Below are 19,814 nucleotides of genomic sequence, written 5' to 3' on the forward strand. Positions count from 1 at the left end.
CCGGCGAAGGAGATTGATGATCAATGTTCAACAACATGGCTCCACAACAACAACTTCATCAATGTGAACAAATTATGCAGCAATTGGTACAACAAACACAGCAAGGAACTGCTATGTATCAGCAATTGCTGCAACAAGAGCAACAAAACGCATCCAGCCTTGAAAGCCTGGTGCAACGCGAACGTAGCGCAGCTCAAATGATTCAAACCGCAATTCAGCATCACCAGCAAGCGATGCAGCAATACCAGCAAGTCATTCAACTGTGTAGCCAATTGGAAAACTCCATCCGCTCAAGCAGCCAAATGACTCAACCTGGATTTGGCGATAACTATGCTTCTCGCAGTATGCAACCATCCACCTTTAGTGCAGGAAGCCACATGAACCACAGCTTTCCGCAACACATGGGGACGACCGGGCAGCATTTTGCAAGCAGTGGTAGCATGCAGCAGTACGGCAACAGCAGTCAGCAAAGCATGAGAACAGCACCAAGCAGCATGTAAGCTGCTTTACACAAAAAAGGGTGAACAGCAGGCCGTCGATGGGTTTGTTGTTCACCCTTTTTCATATTACTTATAGCCCTTTTCATCAGCTGTTGCTCTAGGTTAATTCCCGTTTGGCCAGCTCCTTCATTCCGTCTCGCAAATATTCAGCTAGCCCAGGGCGATAGCCTTCATACATTTTACTGAAATCCTCATGCTCTACATACAAGTCTCCCAGCCCGCTATAAATTTCTGCTGTAGGGGTATAGAATCGACTTACCCATTGAAGATGACGGCGGATCAGCGCCTGTACTTCTGCACTGTTATGCTTCAATCCCTTATGCATGGCTTCAGCCAGCTCCCGATGAATCTGATCTGCCTCTGCCTGTGAATCCAAATAATCCTCTTTGCTCCAGTTCGTCGTCGCGGTCTTACTCTCCTGGATCTTTTCTTCGACCTGTGAACCATAACGTTCCGTCAGATCACGTTCATACATTTCCTGCTTTTCCGGGTTAAACCCTTGGTACATTTGCTCTGGTTTCATCGTTTGTTCTCCTTTCAAATGAGCCACCGTTTCGTCGATGGTCTGAAGGAGAGTATGCAAGCGGAAGACCTTGGCCTCAATCTTGGCTCGATGCACCTGCAAAACCTCGGCTTTCTGCTCCTTGGTTTGCTTTAGCACATTGCCAATTTCGGATAAAGGCAAATCCAGTTCCCTGTACACCATGATTTGTTGAAGCCTCAACAGTTGTTCCTGCTCGTAATAGCGATATCCATTATTTCCGATATGATGTGGTTTCAGCAATCCAATTTCATCATAATAATGCAAAGTTCGAACGCTGATTCCCGACAGATTAGATACTTCCTTTACTGTATAAGCCATTCCGCTTCACCTCTCTTGCTTTCACAGTCTACAGTCTCACGTGGCGTGAGAGTCAACACCCCCACTTCCCCACCTTGGTAATACACTTTTACCCTGTAAGCACATCGTGAACCGCTAATTGCCAACGATTTTTCATACTTGCGACCTACAGTAGGTATCTTTAGATATCTATGCAAAAAAAAGCCCTACAGCGTATTTCAAATAGGCTGCGGGCTTCTTATATTCAATTGAATTTGGCGACTAAGAGAAGCTTCTTCCCATGACCACATGATCGTAAAAAGCTATCTTTTGAATAATTTTCTCCAAATTGCGCTGCGTTTGGGCCATCTGTTCTTCCACTTTCTTTTTGTGGGCAACCAGGAAGTCTCTTCTCTCTTGGATTGTGGCTTCTCCTTTTACATTTAGCTCAAGATATGCCTTAATTTCTTCAATGGTCATTCCCGTATCTTTCATAGCCATAAGAAACCTGATCCAATCCATTTGTTTCTCGGTATATACCCTTCTCCCACCCTCATCCCGACCGACATCAGGTAGAATGCCCTCTTTTTCATAATAACGAAGGGTAGATGCTGGCAATCCGCTCCTGATTTCAACTTCTTTAATGGAGTACATAGTTGATCCCCTCCTCATTCTTTTTTTTCGCTTCGAGCCAGCTGTAACGATAAGTATAAGTTTTCATAGAAAAGAGTGCAAAATTAGGATTTCCCTATTCACCAACTGAACAGCTAGCTCTCTCCCTGTCCTTCCCCTCGCAATTTCCCAATATAACTCCTTACATTCTCCTCTGGATGGCTCACTTCCCATTGATCTAACAGCCGATTGACCTCCTCATCCTGAGAATTCAACTGGTAATAGAATATGGCCGCTCGTAATTGGTGATGCTCTTCGACAGGTTCATCACCAGGCCAGTGGTACTCTTGCTTGCCGTTCTCATCGGTAGTCCCTATCGCTCCGTCCAGTAACGGGGAGCGGCCTTCTAGGCCTTCACCACGGGCAATGGCTTTGAGAAAATCGGCATGTCTCCTAGCAACATCAGGCGAACAACGGTACAAATTCTCAAAAATATCAAAGGCATCAATCGGATCGTATTCCAAATTCTCAAGGAAGTGCCTTTGCAGCAGTGTGGCAACCTTCTTATTGCCCGTCAGTCCCGACAGAAAATAAAATGTAGGCATTTGTGCCTCATAACGAAAATCATCGACATGGCTGATAATATCGTCCACAATCTGCTCGGTCTGAACACCTTCACGGGCTAACCGAGTTAGTATCCTCACTGCCTTATACTGCGTCCAATCGTACACCCCGAACGCCACCTCATACAGCATGGGAATCGCTTTTTTCCTGTAATTGTAGATAATCTCAAAAATCGCGTCCTGTTGAATATGCAGCCAGTCGCCCAACCCTTCGTACTTTCCTGCCAAACTCTCAGGCTTCTGCAACTCAGTTCCAAAAAAATAACGCGGGAATAGAGGCAATGCCTCTTCTCCCAGCATAGCAGCAGCCTTCTTCGCCTCGACGGTGAATTGCTCGGGCTGATCTACTAATCCGCCGACCTTTATAATGACTGCAGGAATAGCAGTGTCCAAATCGATTGCCATATGTAATTCACAGCTCCTTATCGTATATTACTAAAAATTCCTTCACCAACTAGAATATTCATTCTGAATATATATCGGTAATCCCCTATAATTTCTCAACACGTTTTCCACGATTAAAAAACATATTTTGGGAATTACTTGTATACTTTTCAACAGTTTACTTAATATATGCGATTGCTTCTCTAAGCCTATTCTTTTTTACTATAATTATTTAGTATTATAAGGATATAAAAAAAGGAGGTTATCATTTGAAAAGTACAGGTATGACACGTCCCCTAGATGCGTTAGGCCGTATCGTCATTCCCAAAGAAATGCGAATTTCTATGGATTTTAATGTGGGTGACCCCGTTGAGATTTTTGCAGATGAGGAAACCGGTATTCTCGCCTTTCGAAAATATACCGGGGTGACGTGTAAAATGTGTGGTTCAGCCGAACAATTGACTTATTTTAGAGATAGTTTTATTTGTAAAGAATGTATTGAAAGTTTAAAGAAGGGGTTAAATTTTAGCCCTGTCCTAACACCAGCCAAATCGGCTTTAGCCAACGGACAACGGTCGATTAAAGAGTCCAAACGTCTACGGAGATCGACACAGCAGATGATTGAAAGCCTCAAAGAATTAATGCAAAAGCAACCCAATGCAGCACAGCACGAATATGCCAAAATGCTTGAGGTTTCCCAAGCCCGTATATCCCAGCTCAAAAAAATGCTATAACTACAGCTTGCTATCCTACATAGGTATACACCAGAGATTTCATCATGTACAGCTAATTTTGAACCGTGATACGCAGCATCATAGCTAACCGACAAAAAGCAGGAAACACATTTGCGAAATCCTCGAACTAGGTACAAAGAACTACTAGATGACTTGCAAGCGACAACGCCTTATTAATAAGACTATGCCAATTAATAGTAACGCCTAAATTAAACGAAATGATCTTCTCTACGTAAAGAAGGTCATTTCGTTTATTTATTCACATTTTAATGTTGTTTTAACTCATCCAAAATACTTTTACCTGTAAAGATATGATTTTAGTGACAGTGAGTTTCAAAAAAATATCTTATAGGAACTTGCCCATTCCAACAAGTACGTTTTCTAATCGTTCGATAGGATCGCCACAACCACATTTCGCAACCACTAATGAAGTAAGTAATTTGGTTAATTCCGGTACACAGTCTTATATTGATGTTACTCAAATCAGTTAGGCTCAAGGCTCTTATCCAAGTATGCCTGCAATCTGGCGAAGCCATTCTTTACGTGTATCTTCATCGGATTGGGGTACCGACTCGAAAAATATATGATACATAACGTCAAGTCCGCAATATTCAAATATGCCTTTGTCGGTCGTCAAGCGAAGCGCTTGATCCATGCCATTGCTGTCATATTCCGAATGGGATTTCCCTTGTGTATTGAGGATGATGACCTTCTTCCCCTTGAGCAGTCCCATCTGCACTCCATTTACATATTTATAAGCAAATCCGTAAGAGAATACGCGGTCAATATATCCCTTCATAATGGCTGGCATCCCCGTCCACCATATCGGATAAATAAAGGTGACCACCTCTGCCCATTGCAAAAACTTCTGTTCCCGCACAATATCTTCTCCGATTCCTCCAATAATCTCGCTACTGCTGACTACAGGTTGAAAGCCGATATCATATAGATCACGAACCACCACATCATGCCCTTTTTGCTTTAGCCCCTTCAATGCTGTGGTCAAAATTGCATGGTTAAAGCTTTCATGTGATGGATGCGCGTAAATAATAAGATGTTTCATTTTCTTCTCCTCCATTTACTAATAAAATGAGTGATTGATCAATTACTTAGCTTCATACATCTTCATCTAACTGAATCTGCATCAATTCATAGTTCCAATAAAGATACGTTCAGTCAACTTGAAGCGTATGCTGCTCATAAATGTCACCTACGTTGATTGTTAATCAGTTAGTAATTGATCAATCACTAATTGATTGGTCTCAGTATAGTTTATTCCTTTTTATTTCGCAAGTGCTTTTGGTTCAACTTTATATAAAGAATTGTAAAAAGATCTGATCCAAGGCAGTGTTATTATCGCTGTCCAAAGAAAATAAAGTTCCCCAGTTGATGCCCATTAGAGTGTGATGTAGAGCAATCACTTAATATGACTTTATAATGTCATGTTATAAGGTGTATGCTACCGAGTGAGGTGAAGCTTATGCCGTTAAGCAGACATTTTGAAATCGTTTATATGTTACTCCATAAGAAAAAGTGACTGCTGATGAATTGGCAGCGCATTTTGAGGTTTCCACACGAACGATTTATCGGGACATAGATGCCTTAAGCGCAGCTGGGATTCCCATCTACAGCAGTAGAGGCAAGGGTGGCGGAATATCATTGATGGAGGGTTATGTCTTTAACACCTCTTTACTGTCCGAGCAGGAACAAGATGATATCTTAATGGCCCTTCAGAGTGTGGCTACAGCTACCATTCCACAGGTAGAAGAAGTGCTAAGCAAGTTGAGTAGGCTTTTTAAAAAAGAAATGGAAAACTGGATCGAAGTAGATTTTTCGCCATGGGGAAGCCAAAACAGCCAGAGACAGCTATTCACTCTTATACGCAACGCGATAATCACAAACCGTGTTATAAAGTTCCGCTATTATAACGTCGCCGGGGAACAGAGTTATCGTAGCATCGAACCTGCCAAGCTCTTGTTTAAAGATAAATCCTGGTATGTGGAAGGTTACTGTTTAAATACCGAAAGTTATCGTGTATTTAAGATTAGCCGAATGAAAGAGATTGTAGTTACGGAAATTAGTTATGAGCCAAGAACAGTCGTAGCAGCTACAGATACAAAGGTGAACGACTTGCTTCATACCATTGAAGTAACTCTTCACATTTCTGCTCAAGGAGCTTACCGCGTATACGATGAATTTGCCGAGAAAACAATTACTCAGAGGGAAGACGGCTCTTATACCGTCACGGCACAATTTCCTGTAGGCAATTGGTTGGACAGTTATCTGCTGTCCTTTGGTCCCCTCCTTATAGAGGTTAGCCCCGAACAAGTACGTACAAGAATATTGTCTCATTTAGAAACGATGAAAAGAAATTTAAATGTTCCTCTATAATATGACATTATGTAGTCATATTATTACTGCTATGATGAGTTTGAAGTTATCGCTCACAACATACTCACCATAGGAGGTTGAAGAATCAATGAATCCACATAGATCCCTGCCACCAGCAGTAGAAACTTACTTTACATCAGCGAACAAATCCCAGCTTGAAGCATTTACTTCCGCTTTCGATAAAGATGCGTTGATCTTGGATATGACATTAATAATACCATCGTCGTAATTGCGAAGTAGACGGAGACTTTGATAAATCGAATCTTCCCGACCCACTCCTACTTAAACATCAATTTCTAGTAAACAACAATAAAATTAAAGAACTGATTATTACACTTCCATAAAGAAATTAAAAAATAAGAAAGGGAAAACGTATATGCCCGCTTATGTTGTTTTTATACGTGAACAGAGTACCGATCAAACTGAACTCCAACTCTATTCTCAGTTGGCACCGGCAGGTTTGGCGGGACATTCCGTCACCCCCCTAGCAATGTATGGCGCATACCAGGTCCTGGAAGGACCCAATATTGAAGGGCTGGCCATCTTGGAATTCCCCACTTTTGAGGAAGCACAAGCTTGGTACTTTAGTCCAGCCTATCAAAAAGCCCTAAAGCATCGACTGCGCGGAGGGCGGTACCGGGGTATCATTGTCGATAGTGTGTAAGGTTCGCAAAACAAGTGAACTCGGAGTGAAGATACCTAGAGATAGTTCTCAACCCTATTGTCAAAATTAGGAGGAATTATTCACATGAGTTTTCAATTAGAAAGCATTTTAAGTGAGTTTAAAGGCAAAAGGGCCTTGGTCACAGGCGGTACCAAAGGAATGGGAGAGGCTATTGCTAAGAGACTTACAGCTGCAGGTGCTACTGTAATTACTACGGCTCGAACTACTCCAGTTAATTTAGAAAATGCGGACCTATTTATTCCAGCCGATATTAGTACGCCTGAAGGTGTAGATAAAGTGGTAACCAGCGTTCTTGAGCGCCTAGGCGGTGTAGATATTCTTGTCAACAATGTTGGAGGCTCGTCAGCTCCATCCGGGGGAGCTCTTGTCTTGACGGACGAGCATTGGCAGCAAACTTTTAACGCCAATCTGTTTGCTGCCGTCCGTTTAGACCGTGGACTGCTGCCGGCTATGGTGGAAAAGGGTTCAGGTGTTATTATTCATATTTCATCTATTCAACGTCGCTTGCCTCTATATGATGCAACATTGGCTTATGCTGCGGCCAAAGCAGCTTTAACTACTTACAGCAAAGGATTATCCAAGCAGTTTTCGCCTCAAGGCATTCGTATTAATACAGTTGCGCCAGGCTTTATCGAAACGAAGGCAGCACAAAGTTTGATTGATCGGATTGCTGAGACTACAGGCGATCGAGAAAGTGCATTAAAGCAACTAATGGACTCGTTGGGAGGAATTCCAATTGGTCGTCCAGGACTACCAGAAGAAGTCGCTGAGCTTGTTGCTTTTCTGGTATCCGACCGGGCCGCTTCTATTACAGGAAGTGAATATAATATTGACGGTGGAACAGTTCCAACGGTCTAAAACTCAAGCTAAATACGCTTTATCCAAATATTTTTCAGTCTAACACTTTATTTTCATCTGACATTCGCGCAAATAATGAGAAAAAAAAGCCCATCTAATGAGCAGATATACGTAAAACGTATATTATCCATGTCCATCAGATAGGCTTTTATACAGCTATTTACCGTTTAATAACGATCAGCTTGGTTTCCAACATTTCTTCCATAGCGTACTTTACACCTTCGCGTCCAGTGCCACTTTGCTTCACACCGCCATACGGCATATGGTCAACACGGAAGCTTGGTATGTCATTGATCATCACGCCCCCTACCTCAAGCTTGTCCGCTGCATCCAGCGCGGTCGTGATATTACGTGTGTAAATTCCCGCCTGTAAGCCATAAATTGAATCATTCACATGGCTCACAGCCTCATCTACAGAGCTAACGGAATGAATCAGCACAAGTGGGGCAAACACTTCGCGACAAGACACCTTGGAAGTCGGGTCCACATTGAGCAATACGGTCGGCTCCAGAATCCCACCTTCGGCATGACCACCCAGAGCGATTCTCGCGCCTGCTTGGACTGCTTCCTCCAGCCACACACGAACACGCTCGACATCCTTGGCTGAGATGAGCGCCGATACGTCCGTGTCCGGGTCTAGCGGATCTCCGATTTTTAAACGTTGAGTCGCTTCTATAAATCGGGACACGAACGTATCATACAGCTCACCGACAACGTAAATACGTTGAACCGAGATACATACCTGCCCCTGATTGGCAAAGGCTCCACTCACACAACGGTCGATGATCGCGTCCACATCTGTATCACGGTCAATAATAACAGCCGCGTTGGAACCCAGCTCCAGCGTAACCCGCTTCAAGCCAGCCTTGGAGCGAATTTCTGTACCGACTGCCGGGCTACCGGTGAAGGTGATATAGCTGACACGTGGATCAGTGACAAGTACGTCGCCAATGGTTTTGCCATCGCCGCTGATCACGTTAAGAGCGCCCGCAGGCAACCCGGCCTGCTCCAACAGCTCCGCGATCAAGTAAGCTGACAGTGGTGTCTGCTCCGCAGGCTTCAATACAACCGTATTGCCTGCTGCCAGCGCAGGGCCCACTTTATGAGCGACCAAGTTCATCGGGAAGTTAAATGGTGTAATAGCTCCTACTACCCCGACGGGTTCTTTGAGCGTGTAGGCCATACGGCCCTCGCCGCCTGGTGCAGCATCCAGCGGAATGGTCTCTCCGTGAATGCGCTTGGCTTCTTCGGCTGCAAACTTGTAGGTTTGTACCGTCCGATCAACTTCCGCAAGCGCAGCCTTCCATGGCTTGGACGCTTCACGTGCAATGATACGTGCTGCATCCTCACGCTGCTCTTCCAGCAGGTCAGCCAGCTTCTCCAAAATAGCTGACCGCTGGTGGGCTGGCATGACCCGCATCTCTGCACGTGCATCAGAAGCCGCCTGAATAGCGGTCTTGGCATCCTCAGCAGTGGCCTCTGCTACCTCGGCAATGACTTCCCCGGAATACGGTGATTTCAGCGTCGTATATGATGAAGCTGCTTTCCATTCACCGCCAATAAATAAGTGCTGCTGCATGCTTTTTTCCTCCTTTGCTCTATATCAATGTCTCATTTAATACTATTTCACTGTCAGCACTGGACAAGGTGCATGCTGAATCACATGATGACTCACGCTACCCAGGATCAGCTCCGAAACAAGTCCCTGTCCCCGTGTTCCCATAATGATTAGATCTGCCTTTTCCTGATCTGCAATTTTACAAATGAAACTCGCCGGATCACCATGACCTGCCAGCATACGGTACGAAATGCCCTCGTCCTTCAAATAGTCGGCTGCAGGCTCCAGAATATGGCGACCTTCCTCTTCGATCCGCTCATCCACATCAATCCCAACCGGGGGCTCATTCATGGATAAAGTCGGATTTACATGCAATACGGTCAGATGCAGGTTTCCCTGAAGCTGCTTGGATAACGTTTTGGCTGTCTCCAATGCCTTCATAGCGTGTTCCGAACCATCAATCGCAACCAGAATCTGTTTGAATTCGCTCATACTCTTTTCCTCCCCAGAAGTTCAATGTTAGTGTGCATCTACCTGAATATCCTGCATATGTCGGCGACGTACGATCAGCACAGCTACGCCAATCAGTACCATCAATGCTCCAAAATAAAACGGAGTTTCTGCTGCATACCACTCTGACAGCTTCCCTGCAAGCCATGGTGAGATGGCCCCGCCCAAAAAACGCATAAAGCTATAAGCCGCAGATGCTGTGGAGCGCTCCACTGGAGCAGCCTGCATAACAGCGGTTGTAATCAAAGTATTGTTAATCCCCAGAAAAATACCAGCCACAATGACCGCGACAATGACAGTCGTTGGCGAACCAGCTAAAGTCCCAATCGCCATAACACCTAAATCAATGGCAAACAACGTCAGCATGATACTAATGGAAGATACCACGCTCAAGCGTGCTTGAATCTTTGGAGCTACAAACACCGAGGTAAAGGCCAGCATAATTCCCCAACCAAAAAACACGTAACCCAAACCATGCTCGTCTAAATGCATGACATATGGAGAATACGCCATCAACGTAAAGAATCCAAAGTTATATAACAATGCTACAATGCCGAGCGTGAACAAGGCAGGATAACTTAACGCTTTGAATGGGTCCGCAATGGAACCACGTTTTTTCGGCTTTGGAATCGAAGGCAGCATAAACGTAATGAACAAAAAGCCAATAACCATCAATCCAGCTACACTGAAAAATGGACCGCGCCAGGAAATGGAACCTAACTCACCGCCTAGCAGCGGGCCGACTGAAATCCCAAGCCCCAAGGCCGCTTCATACAAAATAATCGCTTTAGCTGTTCCAGAAGTGGACAGACCTACAATCGCAGACAACGCTGTTGCGATAAACAAAGCGTTTCCTAGGCCCCAGCCTGCCCGGTAGCCCACAATTCCGCCAACTGTACTAGCCGTGCCGCCCAGTCCGGCAAACACAATAATAAATAATATGCCGGTTAATAACGTCCATTTGACACCCAATCGACTAGATACAACGCCCGTAATCAGCATCGCAACGCCCGTCACCAGATTATAGCTGGTGAACAGCAGTGACACTTGGCTTTTCGTAGCATGAAGCTGATCGGCAATGGCCGGCAGGATCGGATCGACCAATCCCAGGCCCATAAATGAAATAACACAGGCAAAGGCGACCGCCCATACCGCTTTAGGTTGAGACAGCAAGCCTGAGCGTTCTTTTAACTCTTCAGGTAATGCATGTTGTGAACTCATAATAGGATGTTACCTCCACATCTGAATGTAAATGTTCTTGTTATGATGGGTCGCGCTCAAGTTCCTCATCCAGAAGAACCTTACGTTCACGCACCCTAACCCGCAGCTCCTCCAGCTCTGTCTGGAGCATACGGATACTGTTGATCTTTCCCTCCATTAAGTCCAACTGTTCGTTCAGCGTACGTTCCATATCCTCCAACATGGTCCGTCGCTCGATTGGCTGCAAATGCTCTGTGCGCTCGCGATATTCCTCCCGCTGCCCCTTGAGCATTTCTGCTGCGGACATGTAACGCTGGAGCTCTTGCAAAGAAAAGCCAAGCACTTCCTTGGCACTCACTATTTTTTTTAGTAGATCCACATCCTCCTGAGTGTATAGCCGCATATTTCCTTCACTGCGCTGCGGGGAGGGCAATAAGCCGATTTCCTCATAATAACGAATGGTTCTCTTGGTTAAACCGCTTTGTTTGGCGACCTCATCAATTTTATACGTAACCATGACACCCACCTTATGAAAAAGATTATATATAAATACTACGCCCATATAACGTTAACGTCAACGTAAACTTTTAAACACAAAGAAACCGCCTCTGTTAGAGACGGTTCCTATTTGGGATTGCATGGTCATAGACCCGAAACATCGGCGCTCAAGCCCATGAATATCGCTTTAGATGAAAATAGTACGTGTGATGATAACCAGCAAAATGAAGAGTACCAGAATAACACCAGTGGAAGTAAACATACCGTAACCGCCACAACCACAACCTCTTTCTACTTCACCCATCTTAGAATTCCTCCTCCTTCTGTCGATTAGAACAAATCGCCCGAAATCAAATTCTTGAGCTGAGAATTAGATAACGAATGCTTTGGAAATAATAACGAGCAGAATGAAAAGTACCAGAATCGCTCCTGTGGATGTAAAAGCTCCATAACCAGCGCCTACTCCAGACATGCTGATTCCTCCCTTCATGGTTTACAAAAGCATCTTATGCTTATGCCACCATCCATGATAGGGACAAATGCCGCGCCTGCTGCCCAAATATGGGTTTGGGGTCCAGTTATTCTTCGGATGCGAGCATTCCGTGATACAGGAGATTTCTTGCCTGCTTGGCAAGTACAGACGGGCTTTCACGTCCAGGCAGCAATTTCGTTAACGTCAGCCGTTCTATCAAACCGATCACACATTCTGCTGTCAGTTCAGGGTCAAGTTCCTCACGGCAGGAACCCCATCGTTGTGCCGCCAGCAGATGCTTCTTGATATGCTCCGCCATTTCCGCCTTGATGTGTACCGAGTCTGCCGCCTGGTAAAAACCGACACGAGTGATCGCCGGATTATTAGACAACATGCGAAAAATAGCTTCCAGAAAAGCTTGTCCCCGTCTCAAAACTTCAGCTTCGCTTAGGTCCGGGCCAATCTTCATACTTTGTACCGTCTCATTCACCAAAGTACGGAAGCTCTCCACAAGCTCCTCATACATTTGTTCTTTGCTTTCAAAATGAATATAAAAATCCGGCTGCGTCAATCCTGCACGTGCCGCAATCGAACTTACCTTAGTTTGGTAAACCCCCGTCTGAGCGAACTCTTCAGCCCCCGCTTCCAGTAACAACCGCCGACTTTCCCGACTTCTGACTCCTGCTCTCATCACGGTTTTGCCCCCTTACACCACAAATCTATCGTATTATAAAGTTCCTTTGCAGTAAGAACAACGGGCTTGAGGATGATATATACCTTTCCTTCAAAAGTCCTAATATAGAAGGACTGAATGTTATGGAAAATCAAGGGTATCCCCCTTCAAGGTATAATTAACCAATTAGATGGATGAGCGAGCAGGAATTATTACGCCGAATTTAAATTTTTATACTTGAGAATTTTGTGAAATCCTGACTTTCGATATATATCAGTGATGAGGACCATATTTGCGCATCATTTCAATCGTTATCAGATCATCATCCAGCCCCCGTTGTTGCAAGCCGTTGATAATTTGCTGACGCTCCTGATCTTTAACATTTTGTCCGAATTTAAACTTGGCGGTCCATTCCTCGGGTACAATTTTGATCAGAGCGACCCCTTTCAAACGTGAGGCATACCGAGAATCGCTGGCATCAATCGTGTCATATCCGCCTTCCGGTTGCAGCTTACTCATAAAAATGGAAAATGCTGATGCTTTTTCTTCCAAATCCACTACAGGCTCCGCATGACCACGCACGGTAATACTTTTAAAAAATGAGGTCGCAGGACATGCCATATGTTCATCCGTGAAATAAGATGGAATGAGCGCATATTCTTTGGCAGCTGAAAAAGTAACCCGATTATCCTCTTTCATCCGTTCCATCTTTTCTCCAGCACGGCTACCATGAATATAAAAAACGCCCTTTCCATAAGCGAAATTCAAGGGAACCACACGCGGAAAACCATCCTCGCTGTTCATGCCTAAAAATCCGAAACTTACCTCGCTTAGAAACTGCTCTATTTCCTCTAGTTCTTCTACCGTAAATTCCTTTCTTCTCATAGGGGACTCTCCTTCCATCTATTGACCAATGATACATTTCAGATTATGTTGAAAATGGATTATTAAAAAGATCCAATATGAACGGAAATGACTGGTCCAATATAAGGAGAAGTATGGACATTACGATTGCTTATCAGCGTGCAATTCAAAAATATCATTTGAAATACTTGGCATTGTATCACGCTCTTCGAGAGGGGATTCTCACTGGCTCCCTTGCCAGCGGTACGCGCCTGCCTTCCAGTCGTGATCTGGCTGTGATGTATGGCATTTCGCGCGGAAGTGTTAAAGAAGCATACGATATGCTGTTGGCAGAAGGATATGTGAATTCGGTAGTAGGCAGAGGAACCTTTGTTATGGAACAGACTGCAATGCTGCCAGACGAATCTCTAATCAATCAGCAGAACCAAACCCCGCCTATTGCAAAACAAAAAGCCCCTGCTCTGTCAGCATGGGGACAACGAATAATGCAGCTCGAAAGAGAACGGGCCTTATACTCGGCTCCTGTGTCTGCTACGGATAGAGACGGTGCACAGCAGCCTTTGATTTCTTTTCAAGCAGAAGAAGATGTATTGGAGGGCAGCTCACAGATCGCATGGAAAAGTGCATTGGCTGCCGCTGGCAAGGACCTGCAAAAGCCTTCGGATGACTCGACGCCTGCACCAGTGAACGGTGATAAAGGACTGCGTGAAGCGATTTGCCATCATGTTGGCAGAACACGCGGAATTACGGCTACCCCGGATCAAGTCGTATTATGCAGTGGTTCCATGGAAGTGATCACGTTATTAAGTCAGCTGCTTATTCATGAACAAGATAACATTGTACTGGAGAATCCCTGTTATTCCGGCATCTACCGTGCAGTTACTGCCTCAGGCGGACAGATACACGCTGCTGATCTGGATCAGCATGGAATTATTCCACAGGATTGGGATGCCAAGCTCCTGTTTGTTACGCCTGGACGACAGTTTCCAACCGGTGCTGTATTGCCATTAACGCGCCGTCAACATATTCTGCAATGGGCAGCGTCCAAGGGGGCGTGGATCATTGAGGATGATTATGACAGTGAATTCCGCTGGGCAGGACGCCCCATTGAACCATTAAAAGCACTGGATCGCGCGGAATGTGTCATCTATGTCGGTTCCTTTTCCAAAAGCATGTTCAGCAGCCTTCGACTCGGGTTTGCCATCCTGCCTGTGGCATTAGCTCAAGCGCTGACTGCTGCCAAACGACTATACGATCCCCTGCCGCCTGCCCGCTTGGAACAGCGTGCACTGGCACGTTTTATGATGCGCGGAGACTACATTCGTCATTTGCGGCGGATGACTCGAATATACAGATCACGCTACGACGTATTCCAGCATGAAATACAGCCGTTGAGTGAGCTGTTTCACTGGCAGCAGAACGATTGCGGTCTACACGCCTATGCCATCTGGAAGCATGGACCTGCCCCGTATCATCATTTGATGCAGACAGCACGATTTTATGGAGTCACATGGCGTGATGCTGCTGATTACCAACTGACACCGGGACCTCCTTCAGCCTGCTTTAACTTTGCTCACTTAACGGAGCAGCAGATTATCGAAGGTGTTAAGCGTCTGCGCCAGGCCTGGGACCGTATCAAACATGAGTATCACGGAGCAAAGCTGAGGCTTTAAAAGGGTGCTCCATTCGCACTTTGTATATAGCAAATTAGACTAACGATAAAGAAGACTTGCCCTTTCCATTCCCTCACTCTTTCATATGATGCTAGTAACTTAAAAGAATTGGAGTGAGAGAAATGGCAGTTAGTCCACTTTGTAAACGGTTTGCCGATATATTAAAAGCAACACCTCAAATCATTAACGGAGTTTGTACTGCATCTACAGTCAGAAATAACATCAAGCCGATCATTTTGGGGAAAAGGGCCAGATCCTTTCTTGCCATCCCCCAAGCTTTTTCTTTCGAAAGCATTGGCCGTAACGGAAAAGGTTTATGTCTTGGCGAAACTGTGATTCTGACCGCAGAAATTAATCCGTTTATTTCTCGACTTCGTAACCATGATATCAAAGTGACGGCACTCCACAATCACTGGCTATTCGATAACCCTAACCTTTGGTACATCCACTTTGAAAAAGTAGAAAAGCCGCTTGTTTTCGCCACAGAAGTACGTGACGCGCTTAATGTCTTGACAACGAAGCCTGTACGTCCGGTGATTAAAAAGAAATAAGCTATCAATAAATGCAAGAGATCCGCTTAGGCGGATCTTTTCTTTGTTATGGCTACCTTTGCCCTGAACCCCTTATTTAATCACTAACCCCAAAAGGCCAACAAAGGATGAAGCCTGATGCGGTGAGATGATGCAACCATTCAAGTCTTCTATCTCCACTTGTAATCCGTCAAATTCGCAATCACTGAGATCAATTCCCTTGAGCTTGGCCCCCGACAGGATGGCTTGATCCAGATTGCAACGGGCAAAAGAGGTTTTTTGTAGTGTTACATGATAAAGATCTGCACTTATCAAAGAACAATCCTCAAAACCAACTTGCTTGAAATTAGCAAAACGGAACATCGAATAATCCCCTAGGCAATCCAGAAAACGAACGTTTTGGAGCCTACTTCTCGAAAAATCCGTTCCGAGCAATTTACAATTTCTGAACTCTACCCGATGGATAAAGGAGCCGGAAAAATTAATATTAGACAGATCGCATTTATCAAAAATGATGTCTGTCCATTCACTTTCCGGCAATGATGATTCCATGATGGTGACATTTTTGAAGACCATCTTCTCTAATGAAACCTTAACTGCTTCCATATTGTCCAAAATAATATCCTCTACAGACCCTGTACTAAGTTCGTCTTTGGATCGTATGGAGCGTATTTCTTCATTTAATACGGGTAAGTCCGCAGGAATCTTCGGTGACTCCATTTTATTTTTCATTATAGCTCTACCTCCACTATGAATAGATTTCTAGGATATCTATATGAATCTATTTTCTATCAATTCTCACGCATAGGGTAGCAAAAGTATATTTGACACATATATTAACATGTGAGCACACTCACGAACCTTTGTTAGGAGGTTGATAGCATGGCAGTACAGCTATCTAATCAAATATTCTCCATCTCAATCGGGGATTATGGGGATATCTCTTCCTTGCGTCTGACAGGAGACACCTTCAATACGAATTATGTCATGAACGGCTCTAACGCACCTAAACAAAATACGTCAGATCATCAGTGGCTGGGTGAACTCATGTTCACCTATCGTCTCGGTAACGGGGCGTGGACTCGGGCATGGACAAGCAATTCTGCTGATGTGCGCCAGATCATCTCTTCTGGTAACAGCGTCCAGGTATCCTATCAAAATTCCTCCAACCCTCAGGGAATACGCAACTTCACTTTACAAGAAACCTATTCGTTGGTTAACGACTATTTACATTGGCAAATGAAAGTAACGAATACTTCTAATCAAGCACTGGAAATCGGAGATTGGGGGCTGCCGCTTCCTTTTAACGAATACTGGTCCGGTGGCAATAATGAACAAATCTATGAAACCAGGGTACTCTCTCACTCCTTTGTAGGTCATCACAGTTCCTTTATTACAGCTGGACGACCTAGCGGCATCGGACCGTATATCCTGCTGCTACCTGATGCCGCAACGGGTGCTGGTCTCGAATATCAGGACCACTGGAGAGTCGAGGAGCATCCTGGCAGTACATGGGCTATGGAGCAAGGCGGCTGGTCTGAGGGACTGAATGTGTTCTATATCCACTCCAATGTCATCAAAAGCACCAACCGTGGTTATATCGGAAGCACCAGTCTGTCGCTGGCCCCTGGTGAAAGCAAAACGTATGCCTTTAAATTCTACAAGGTAACGGACGAGCAGGCTGTAAAGGACAGGCTATACAGCGAGGGGCATGTAGATGTGACCGTGGTTCCGGGTATGATTGTCCCGACCAATCTCAAAGCTAAATTCGATCTGCATACCCGTAAATCCATTACCTCTGTCACAGCGCAGTATCCCTCCGAAACGACCATCAGCTATTTGGAAAATGCCCCTACAAATCACAAAATATATGAGCTTACACTGGGACGATTGGGTCACAACAATATTACAGTAAATTACGGTAACGGCGAAAAAACCGTTCTCCAGTTCTATGCCATTGAGCCGGTTGACACTGCACTTCAGCGTCACTCCACCTTCATGGTTAACAGCACCCAATGGAACATACCGGGAGACCTGCGGGACAAGGTGTTTGACGACTGGATGATGCAATATAAGGCCAAACGCAACAGCTTTAATGGCTACTGGGGCTGGGGTGATGATTGGGGATTAACTCACGGCCAGTTTCTAGCGGAGAAAAATGTCCAGAAGCCCGTGGCGTCTGAGATCAAGGCTGTCGATGATTATCTGGAGGTGGCTATCTGGACGAATCTGATGGAAGGCCATCATACCGATTATTTGGTCCCTGATTTCCTGATGCCACAACCTAATACGACACCAACATACCGGGGCTATGCCTATCCGCATATTTACAATACGTTTTTCAGCATGTATAAACTTGCCAAGTTGTATCCCAGCCTGGTCAGCTATCGCAATAGCAAAAACACATATTTGCTACGTGCTTATCGTATTTTTAAAGCGTTGTATGAAGGTCCTGTTGCTTATAACTGGAACACAGGGCTTATGGGTGAGCTGACCACACCTGATATGATTAAGGCGCTTCAGGAAGAAGGATTGACTACTGAGGCTAACGACATGATTGCCAAAATGGCTACCAAGTACAACAATTTCAAAAACACCACCTATCCCTATGGCTCTGAGTACAACTATGACAATACAGGCGAAGAGGCGGTATATACACTTGCCAAAATGAACGGCAATACGACAATGATGAGCAAAATCAATGCCAAAACACGCGCTGCACGCGGTCATATGCCTGTCTGGTACTATTACACCGATCCGGTCACAATTACCGGAGAGAATTGGTGGAACTTCCAGTACACCACTTCTCTGGCGGGCTATGCGATGGATGACTGGACACGTCGTTATTCGTCCAAGCCTGAAGTGGACCAGCGCCTATCCTATGCCGCCAAACTGGCGAACATCGGGGCGATTAATTCGGGACAGATCAGCCCGGACCCTGCCAATATCGGGGCAGTATCGTGGACATATCAGGCAGGTAAGGGCAATTACGGCGCCCTTGGTCTGGACGGCGGCCCTCTCTTTAACGGATGGCGCGGCATGTCCGGGGAAGCCGATCTGGGGCTGTTTGGAGCCATTAAAATCCTAAGTTCGGATGTTGCTGTGGATCCCATATTCGGATTGTTCGGTTATGGCTGTGACGTTACAGAAAGCAATAACAGCTATACGGTTACTCCAAAAGACGGCGTATTCCAACGTCTGCATCTGATTACCCAGAAGCTGAGTCTGGAGTTGAATCGGGACCAATATACCTTGGCCGTCGTGTCCAAATCCAAGAACAACATCCGTCTGATGTTGAAAAATACGACACCAGGCACAGCTCATACTACTACTGTGACAATAACCGGACTCGCGACAGGTACGTATGACGTACTGGTAGACGGCACAAAAACCGGCTCAGTCACTGCTGTTAACAGTGCTGCGACTACAACCAGCCTGAATATCGGTACGGCAGCCAACTACGATATCCACATTCAGTCCAGTACAGGCAATCCAGCTCCCGCTGGGGACATTATAGCCCATTATGAATTTAACGAAACGGCCGGATCAACCGCAGCCGATTCGTCAGGTTATGGGCAGCAGGCCAGTGTAATTGGCGGCTCGTGGAGCGCGGGGCGGAATGGCAATGCCCTGCGCCTTAACGGTATTGGCGCCTATGCCAGCCTGCCCGGCGGAATAGTTAGCAGTTTAAATGACTTTACGATTGCAGCATGGGTACGAGTGAACACGCATAATGGCTGGGCTCGTCTGTTTGATTTTGGAGCAGGAACAGATCGGTATATGTTTTTGACCCCGAAGGCCGAAGGGACAGGTATGCGTTTTGCCATCACTGTCTTGGGGAACGGAGAGGAACAGCAGCTGAACGCCCCGGAACTGGCGACAGGGGTGTGGAAGCATGTCGCAGTGACTCTGTCAGGCACTACGGGAATTATGTATGTGGACGGTATAGAGGCGACACGTAACACGGGTATGACGCTGAGACCTTCCAACCTTGGACTGACAGATTGGAACTACATTGGGAAATCCCAGTTTGATGATCCTTATCTTAACGGTGCAGTAGATGAGCTGATCATTTACAACAGAGCTCTGACTGCTCAGGAAATCAGGGGCTTGGCCTCGGCAAGCAGCACCATTACAGCCCATGAATTGAGAGTCCAAGCATATGCTGAAGGGGCCGATTAGAATGTAATTATAAATTTAATTTAATGCATTCCTTTCATGCCATTAAC

At 45.4% G+C, this 19,814-nt stretch carries 20 protein-coding genes; 8 read left to right on the top strand and 12 right to left on the bottom strand.

Translation table 11 applies throughout. From position 1 onward, the window contains the following. Positions 1–23: 23 nt before the first annotated feature. The gene (locus G7035_RS04925; protein ID WP_017425717.1) at positions 24–500 is read left to right on the top strand and encodes a hypothetical protein; all 477 of its coding nucleotides are present in this window, start codon (positions 24–26) and stop codon (positions 498–500) included. Positions 501–597: 97 nt separating this feature from the next. Here the strand turns inward: G7035_RS04925 and G7035_RS04930 are convergent, their stop codons facing one another. The 3 genes from G7035_RS04930 to G7035_RS04940 form a co-directional block, all read right to left on the bottom strand. Beyond that, positions 598–1,362 carry a MerR family transcriptional regulator gene (locus G7035_RS04930; RefSeq protein ID WP_019686120.1) on the bottom strand — a complete coding sequence of 255 codons (765 nt, stop codon included), beginning with the start codon at positions 1,360–1,362 and terminating at the stop codon, positions 598–600. A gap of 240 nt (positions 1,363–1,602) precedes the next feature. Then, positions 1,603–1,974 (bottom strand): MerR family transcriptional regulator, encoded by a 372-nt coding sequence (locus tag G7035_RS04935; RefSeq protein WP_019686119.1) that lies wholly within the window; start codon positions 1,972–1,974, stop codon positions 1,603–1,605. A 113-nt stretch (positions 1,975–2,087) separates the two neighbouring features. Then, complete coding sequence (locus G7035_RS04940; RefSeq protein ID WP_019686118.1) at positions 2,088–2,960, bottom strand: hypothetical protein; 873 nt, start codon at positions 2,958–2,960, stop codon at positions 2,088–2,090. A gap of 248 nt (positions 2,961–3,208) precedes the next feature. Here G7035_RS04940 and G7035_RS04945 point away from each other — a divergent pair, with 248 nt between their 5' ends. Next, positions 3,209–3,673 carry an AbrB/MazE/SpoVT family DNA-binding domain-containing protein gene (locus G7035_RS04945; protein ID WP_019686117.1) on the top strand — a complete coding sequence of 155 codons (465 nt, stop codon included), beginning with the start codon at positions 3,209–3,211 and terminating at the stop codon, positions 3,671–3,673. Between the two features lie 502 nt (positions 3,674–4,175). Here the strand turns inward: G7035_RS04945 and G7035_RS04950 are convergent. Further along, positions 4,176–4,736, bottom strand: a complete 561-nt coding sequence (locus G7035_RS04950) for an NAD(P)H-dependent oxidoreductase (RefSeq protein WP_019686116.1) — start codon at positions 4,734–4,736, stop codon at positions 4,176–4,178. 470 nt (positions 4,737–5,206) lie between these two features. Here G7035_RS04950 and G7035_RS04955 point away from each other — a divergent pair, with 470 nt between their 5' ends. The 3 genes from G7035_RS04955 (at position 5,207) to G7035_RS04965 (ending at position 7,607) form a co-directional block, all read left to right on the top strand. Continuing rightward, positions 5,207–6,064, top strand: coding sequence for a helix-turn-helix transcriptional regulator (locus G7035_RS04955; RefSeq protein ID WP_230877828.1), 858 nt, complete (start codon positions 5,207–5,209; stop codon positions 6,062–6,064). Between the two features lie 376 nt (positions 6,065–6,440). Next, positions 6,441–6,728 (top strand): DUF1330 domain-containing protein, encoded by a 288-nt coding sequence (locus tag G7035_RS04960; RefSeq protein WP_019686113.1) that lies wholly within the window; start codon positions 6,441–6,443, stop codon positions 6,726–6,728. Positions 6,729–6,812: 84 nt separating this feature from the next. Then, the gene (locus tag G7035_RS04965) at positions 6,813–7,607 is read left to right on the top strand and encodes an SDR family oxidoreductase (protein ID WP_019686112.1); all 795 of its coding nucleotides are present in this window, start codon (positions 6,813–6,815) and stop codon (positions 7,605–7,607) included. 160 nt (positions 7,608–7,767) lie between these two features. On the opposite strand, the gene G7035_RS04970 is transcribed toward G7035_RS04965, so the two are convergent. The 7 genes from G7035_RS04970 to G7035_RS04995 form a co-directional block, all read right to left on the bottom strand. Then, a complete protein-coding gene (locus G7035_RS04970) occupies positions 7,768–9,186 on the bottom strand; it encodes an aldehyde dehydrogenase family protein (protein ID WP_019686111.1) in 1,419 nt (472 codons plus the stop codon). A 42-nt stretch (positions 9,187–9,228) separates the two neighbouring features. Beyond that, positions 9,229–9,657, bottom strand: coding sequence for a universal stress protein (locus tag G7035_RS04975; RefSeq protein ID WP_019686110.1), 429 nt, complete (start codon positions 9,655–9,657; stop codon positions 9,229–9,231). Between the two features lie 27 nt (positions 9,658–9,684). Next, positions 9,685–10,896: an MFS transporter gene (locus tag G7035_RS04980; RefSeq protein ID WP_019686109.1), complete on the bottom strand. Its 1,212-nt coding sequence runs from the start codon at positions 10,894–10,896 to the stop codon at positions 9,685–9,687. A gap of 40 nt (positions 10,897–10,936) precedes the next feature. Further along, positions 10,937–11,392, bottom strand: coding sequence for a MerR family transcriptional regulator (locus G7035_RS04985; RefSeq protein WP_017425726.1), 456 nt, complete (start codon positions 11,390–11,392; stop codon positions 10,937–10,939). Between the two features lie 351 nt (positions 11,393–11,743). Then, positions 11,744–11,845: a hypothetical protein gene (locus G7035_RS27240; protein WP_014599460.1), complete on the bottom strand. Its 102-nt coding sequence runs from the start codon at positions 11,843–11,845 to the stop codon at positions 11,744–11,746. Positions 11,846–11,951: 106 nt separating this feature from the next. Beyond that, positions 11,952–12,536 (bottom strand): TetR/AcrR family transcriptional regulator, encoded by a 585-nt coding sequence (locus G7035_RS04990; RefSeq protein ID WP_019686107.1) that lies wholly within the window; start codon positions 12,534–12,536, stop codon positions 11,952–11,954. Between the two features lie 255 nt (positions 12,537–12,791). Then, the gene (locus G7035_RS04995; protein WP_019686106.1) at positions 12,792–13,403 is read right to left on the bottom strand and encodes a pyridoxamine 5'-phosphate oxidase family protein; all 612 of its coding nucleotides are present in this window, start codon (positions 13,401–13,403) and stop codon (positions 12,792–12,794) included. Positions 13,404–13,516: 113 nt separating this feature from the next. Here G7035_RS04995 and pdxR point away from each other — a divergent pair, with 113 nt between their 5' ends. Continuing rightward, complete coding sequence (pdxR, locus tag G7035_RS05000; RefSeq protein ID WP_019686105.1) at positions 13,517–15,055, top strand: MocR-like pyridoxine biosynthesis transcription factor PdxR; 1,539 nt, start codon at positions 13,517–13,519, stop codon at positions 15,053–15,055. 122 nt (positions 15,056–15,177) lie between these two features. Then, on the top strand, positions 15,178–15,606 hold the full coding sequence (locus G7035_RS05005) for a DUF1259 domain-containing protein (protein ID WP_016819386.1): 429 nt from the start codon (positions 15,178–15,180) through the stop codon (positions 15,604–15,606). 72 nt (positions 15,607–15,678) lie between these two features. Here G7035_RS05005 and G7035_RS05010 read toward each other — a convergent pair whose 3' ends face one another. Further along, complete coding sequence (locus G7035_RS05010) at positions 15,679–16,317, bottom strand: pentapeptide repeat-containing protein (RefSeq protein WP_019686104.1); 639 nt, start codon at positions 16,315–16,317, stop codon at positions 15,679–15,681. A 150-nt stretch (positions 16,318–16,467) separates the two neighbouring features. On the opposite strand from G7035_RS05010, the gene G7035_RS05015 reads away from it, so the two are divergent. Next, positions 16,468–19,767, top strand: coding sequence for a DUF5695 domain-containing protein (locus G7035_RS05015; RefSeq protein ID WP_019686103.1), 3,300 nt, complete (start codon positions 16,468–16,470; stop codon positions 19,765–19,767). The last annotated feature ends 47 nt before the right edge of the window (positions 19,768–19,814 follow it).

Origin of the sequence: Paenibacillus polymyxa, from assembly GCF_015710975.1 — a bacterium.
GTDB lineage: Bacteria > Bacillota > Bacilli > Paenibacillales > Paenibacillaceae > Paenibacillus > Paenibacillus polymyxa.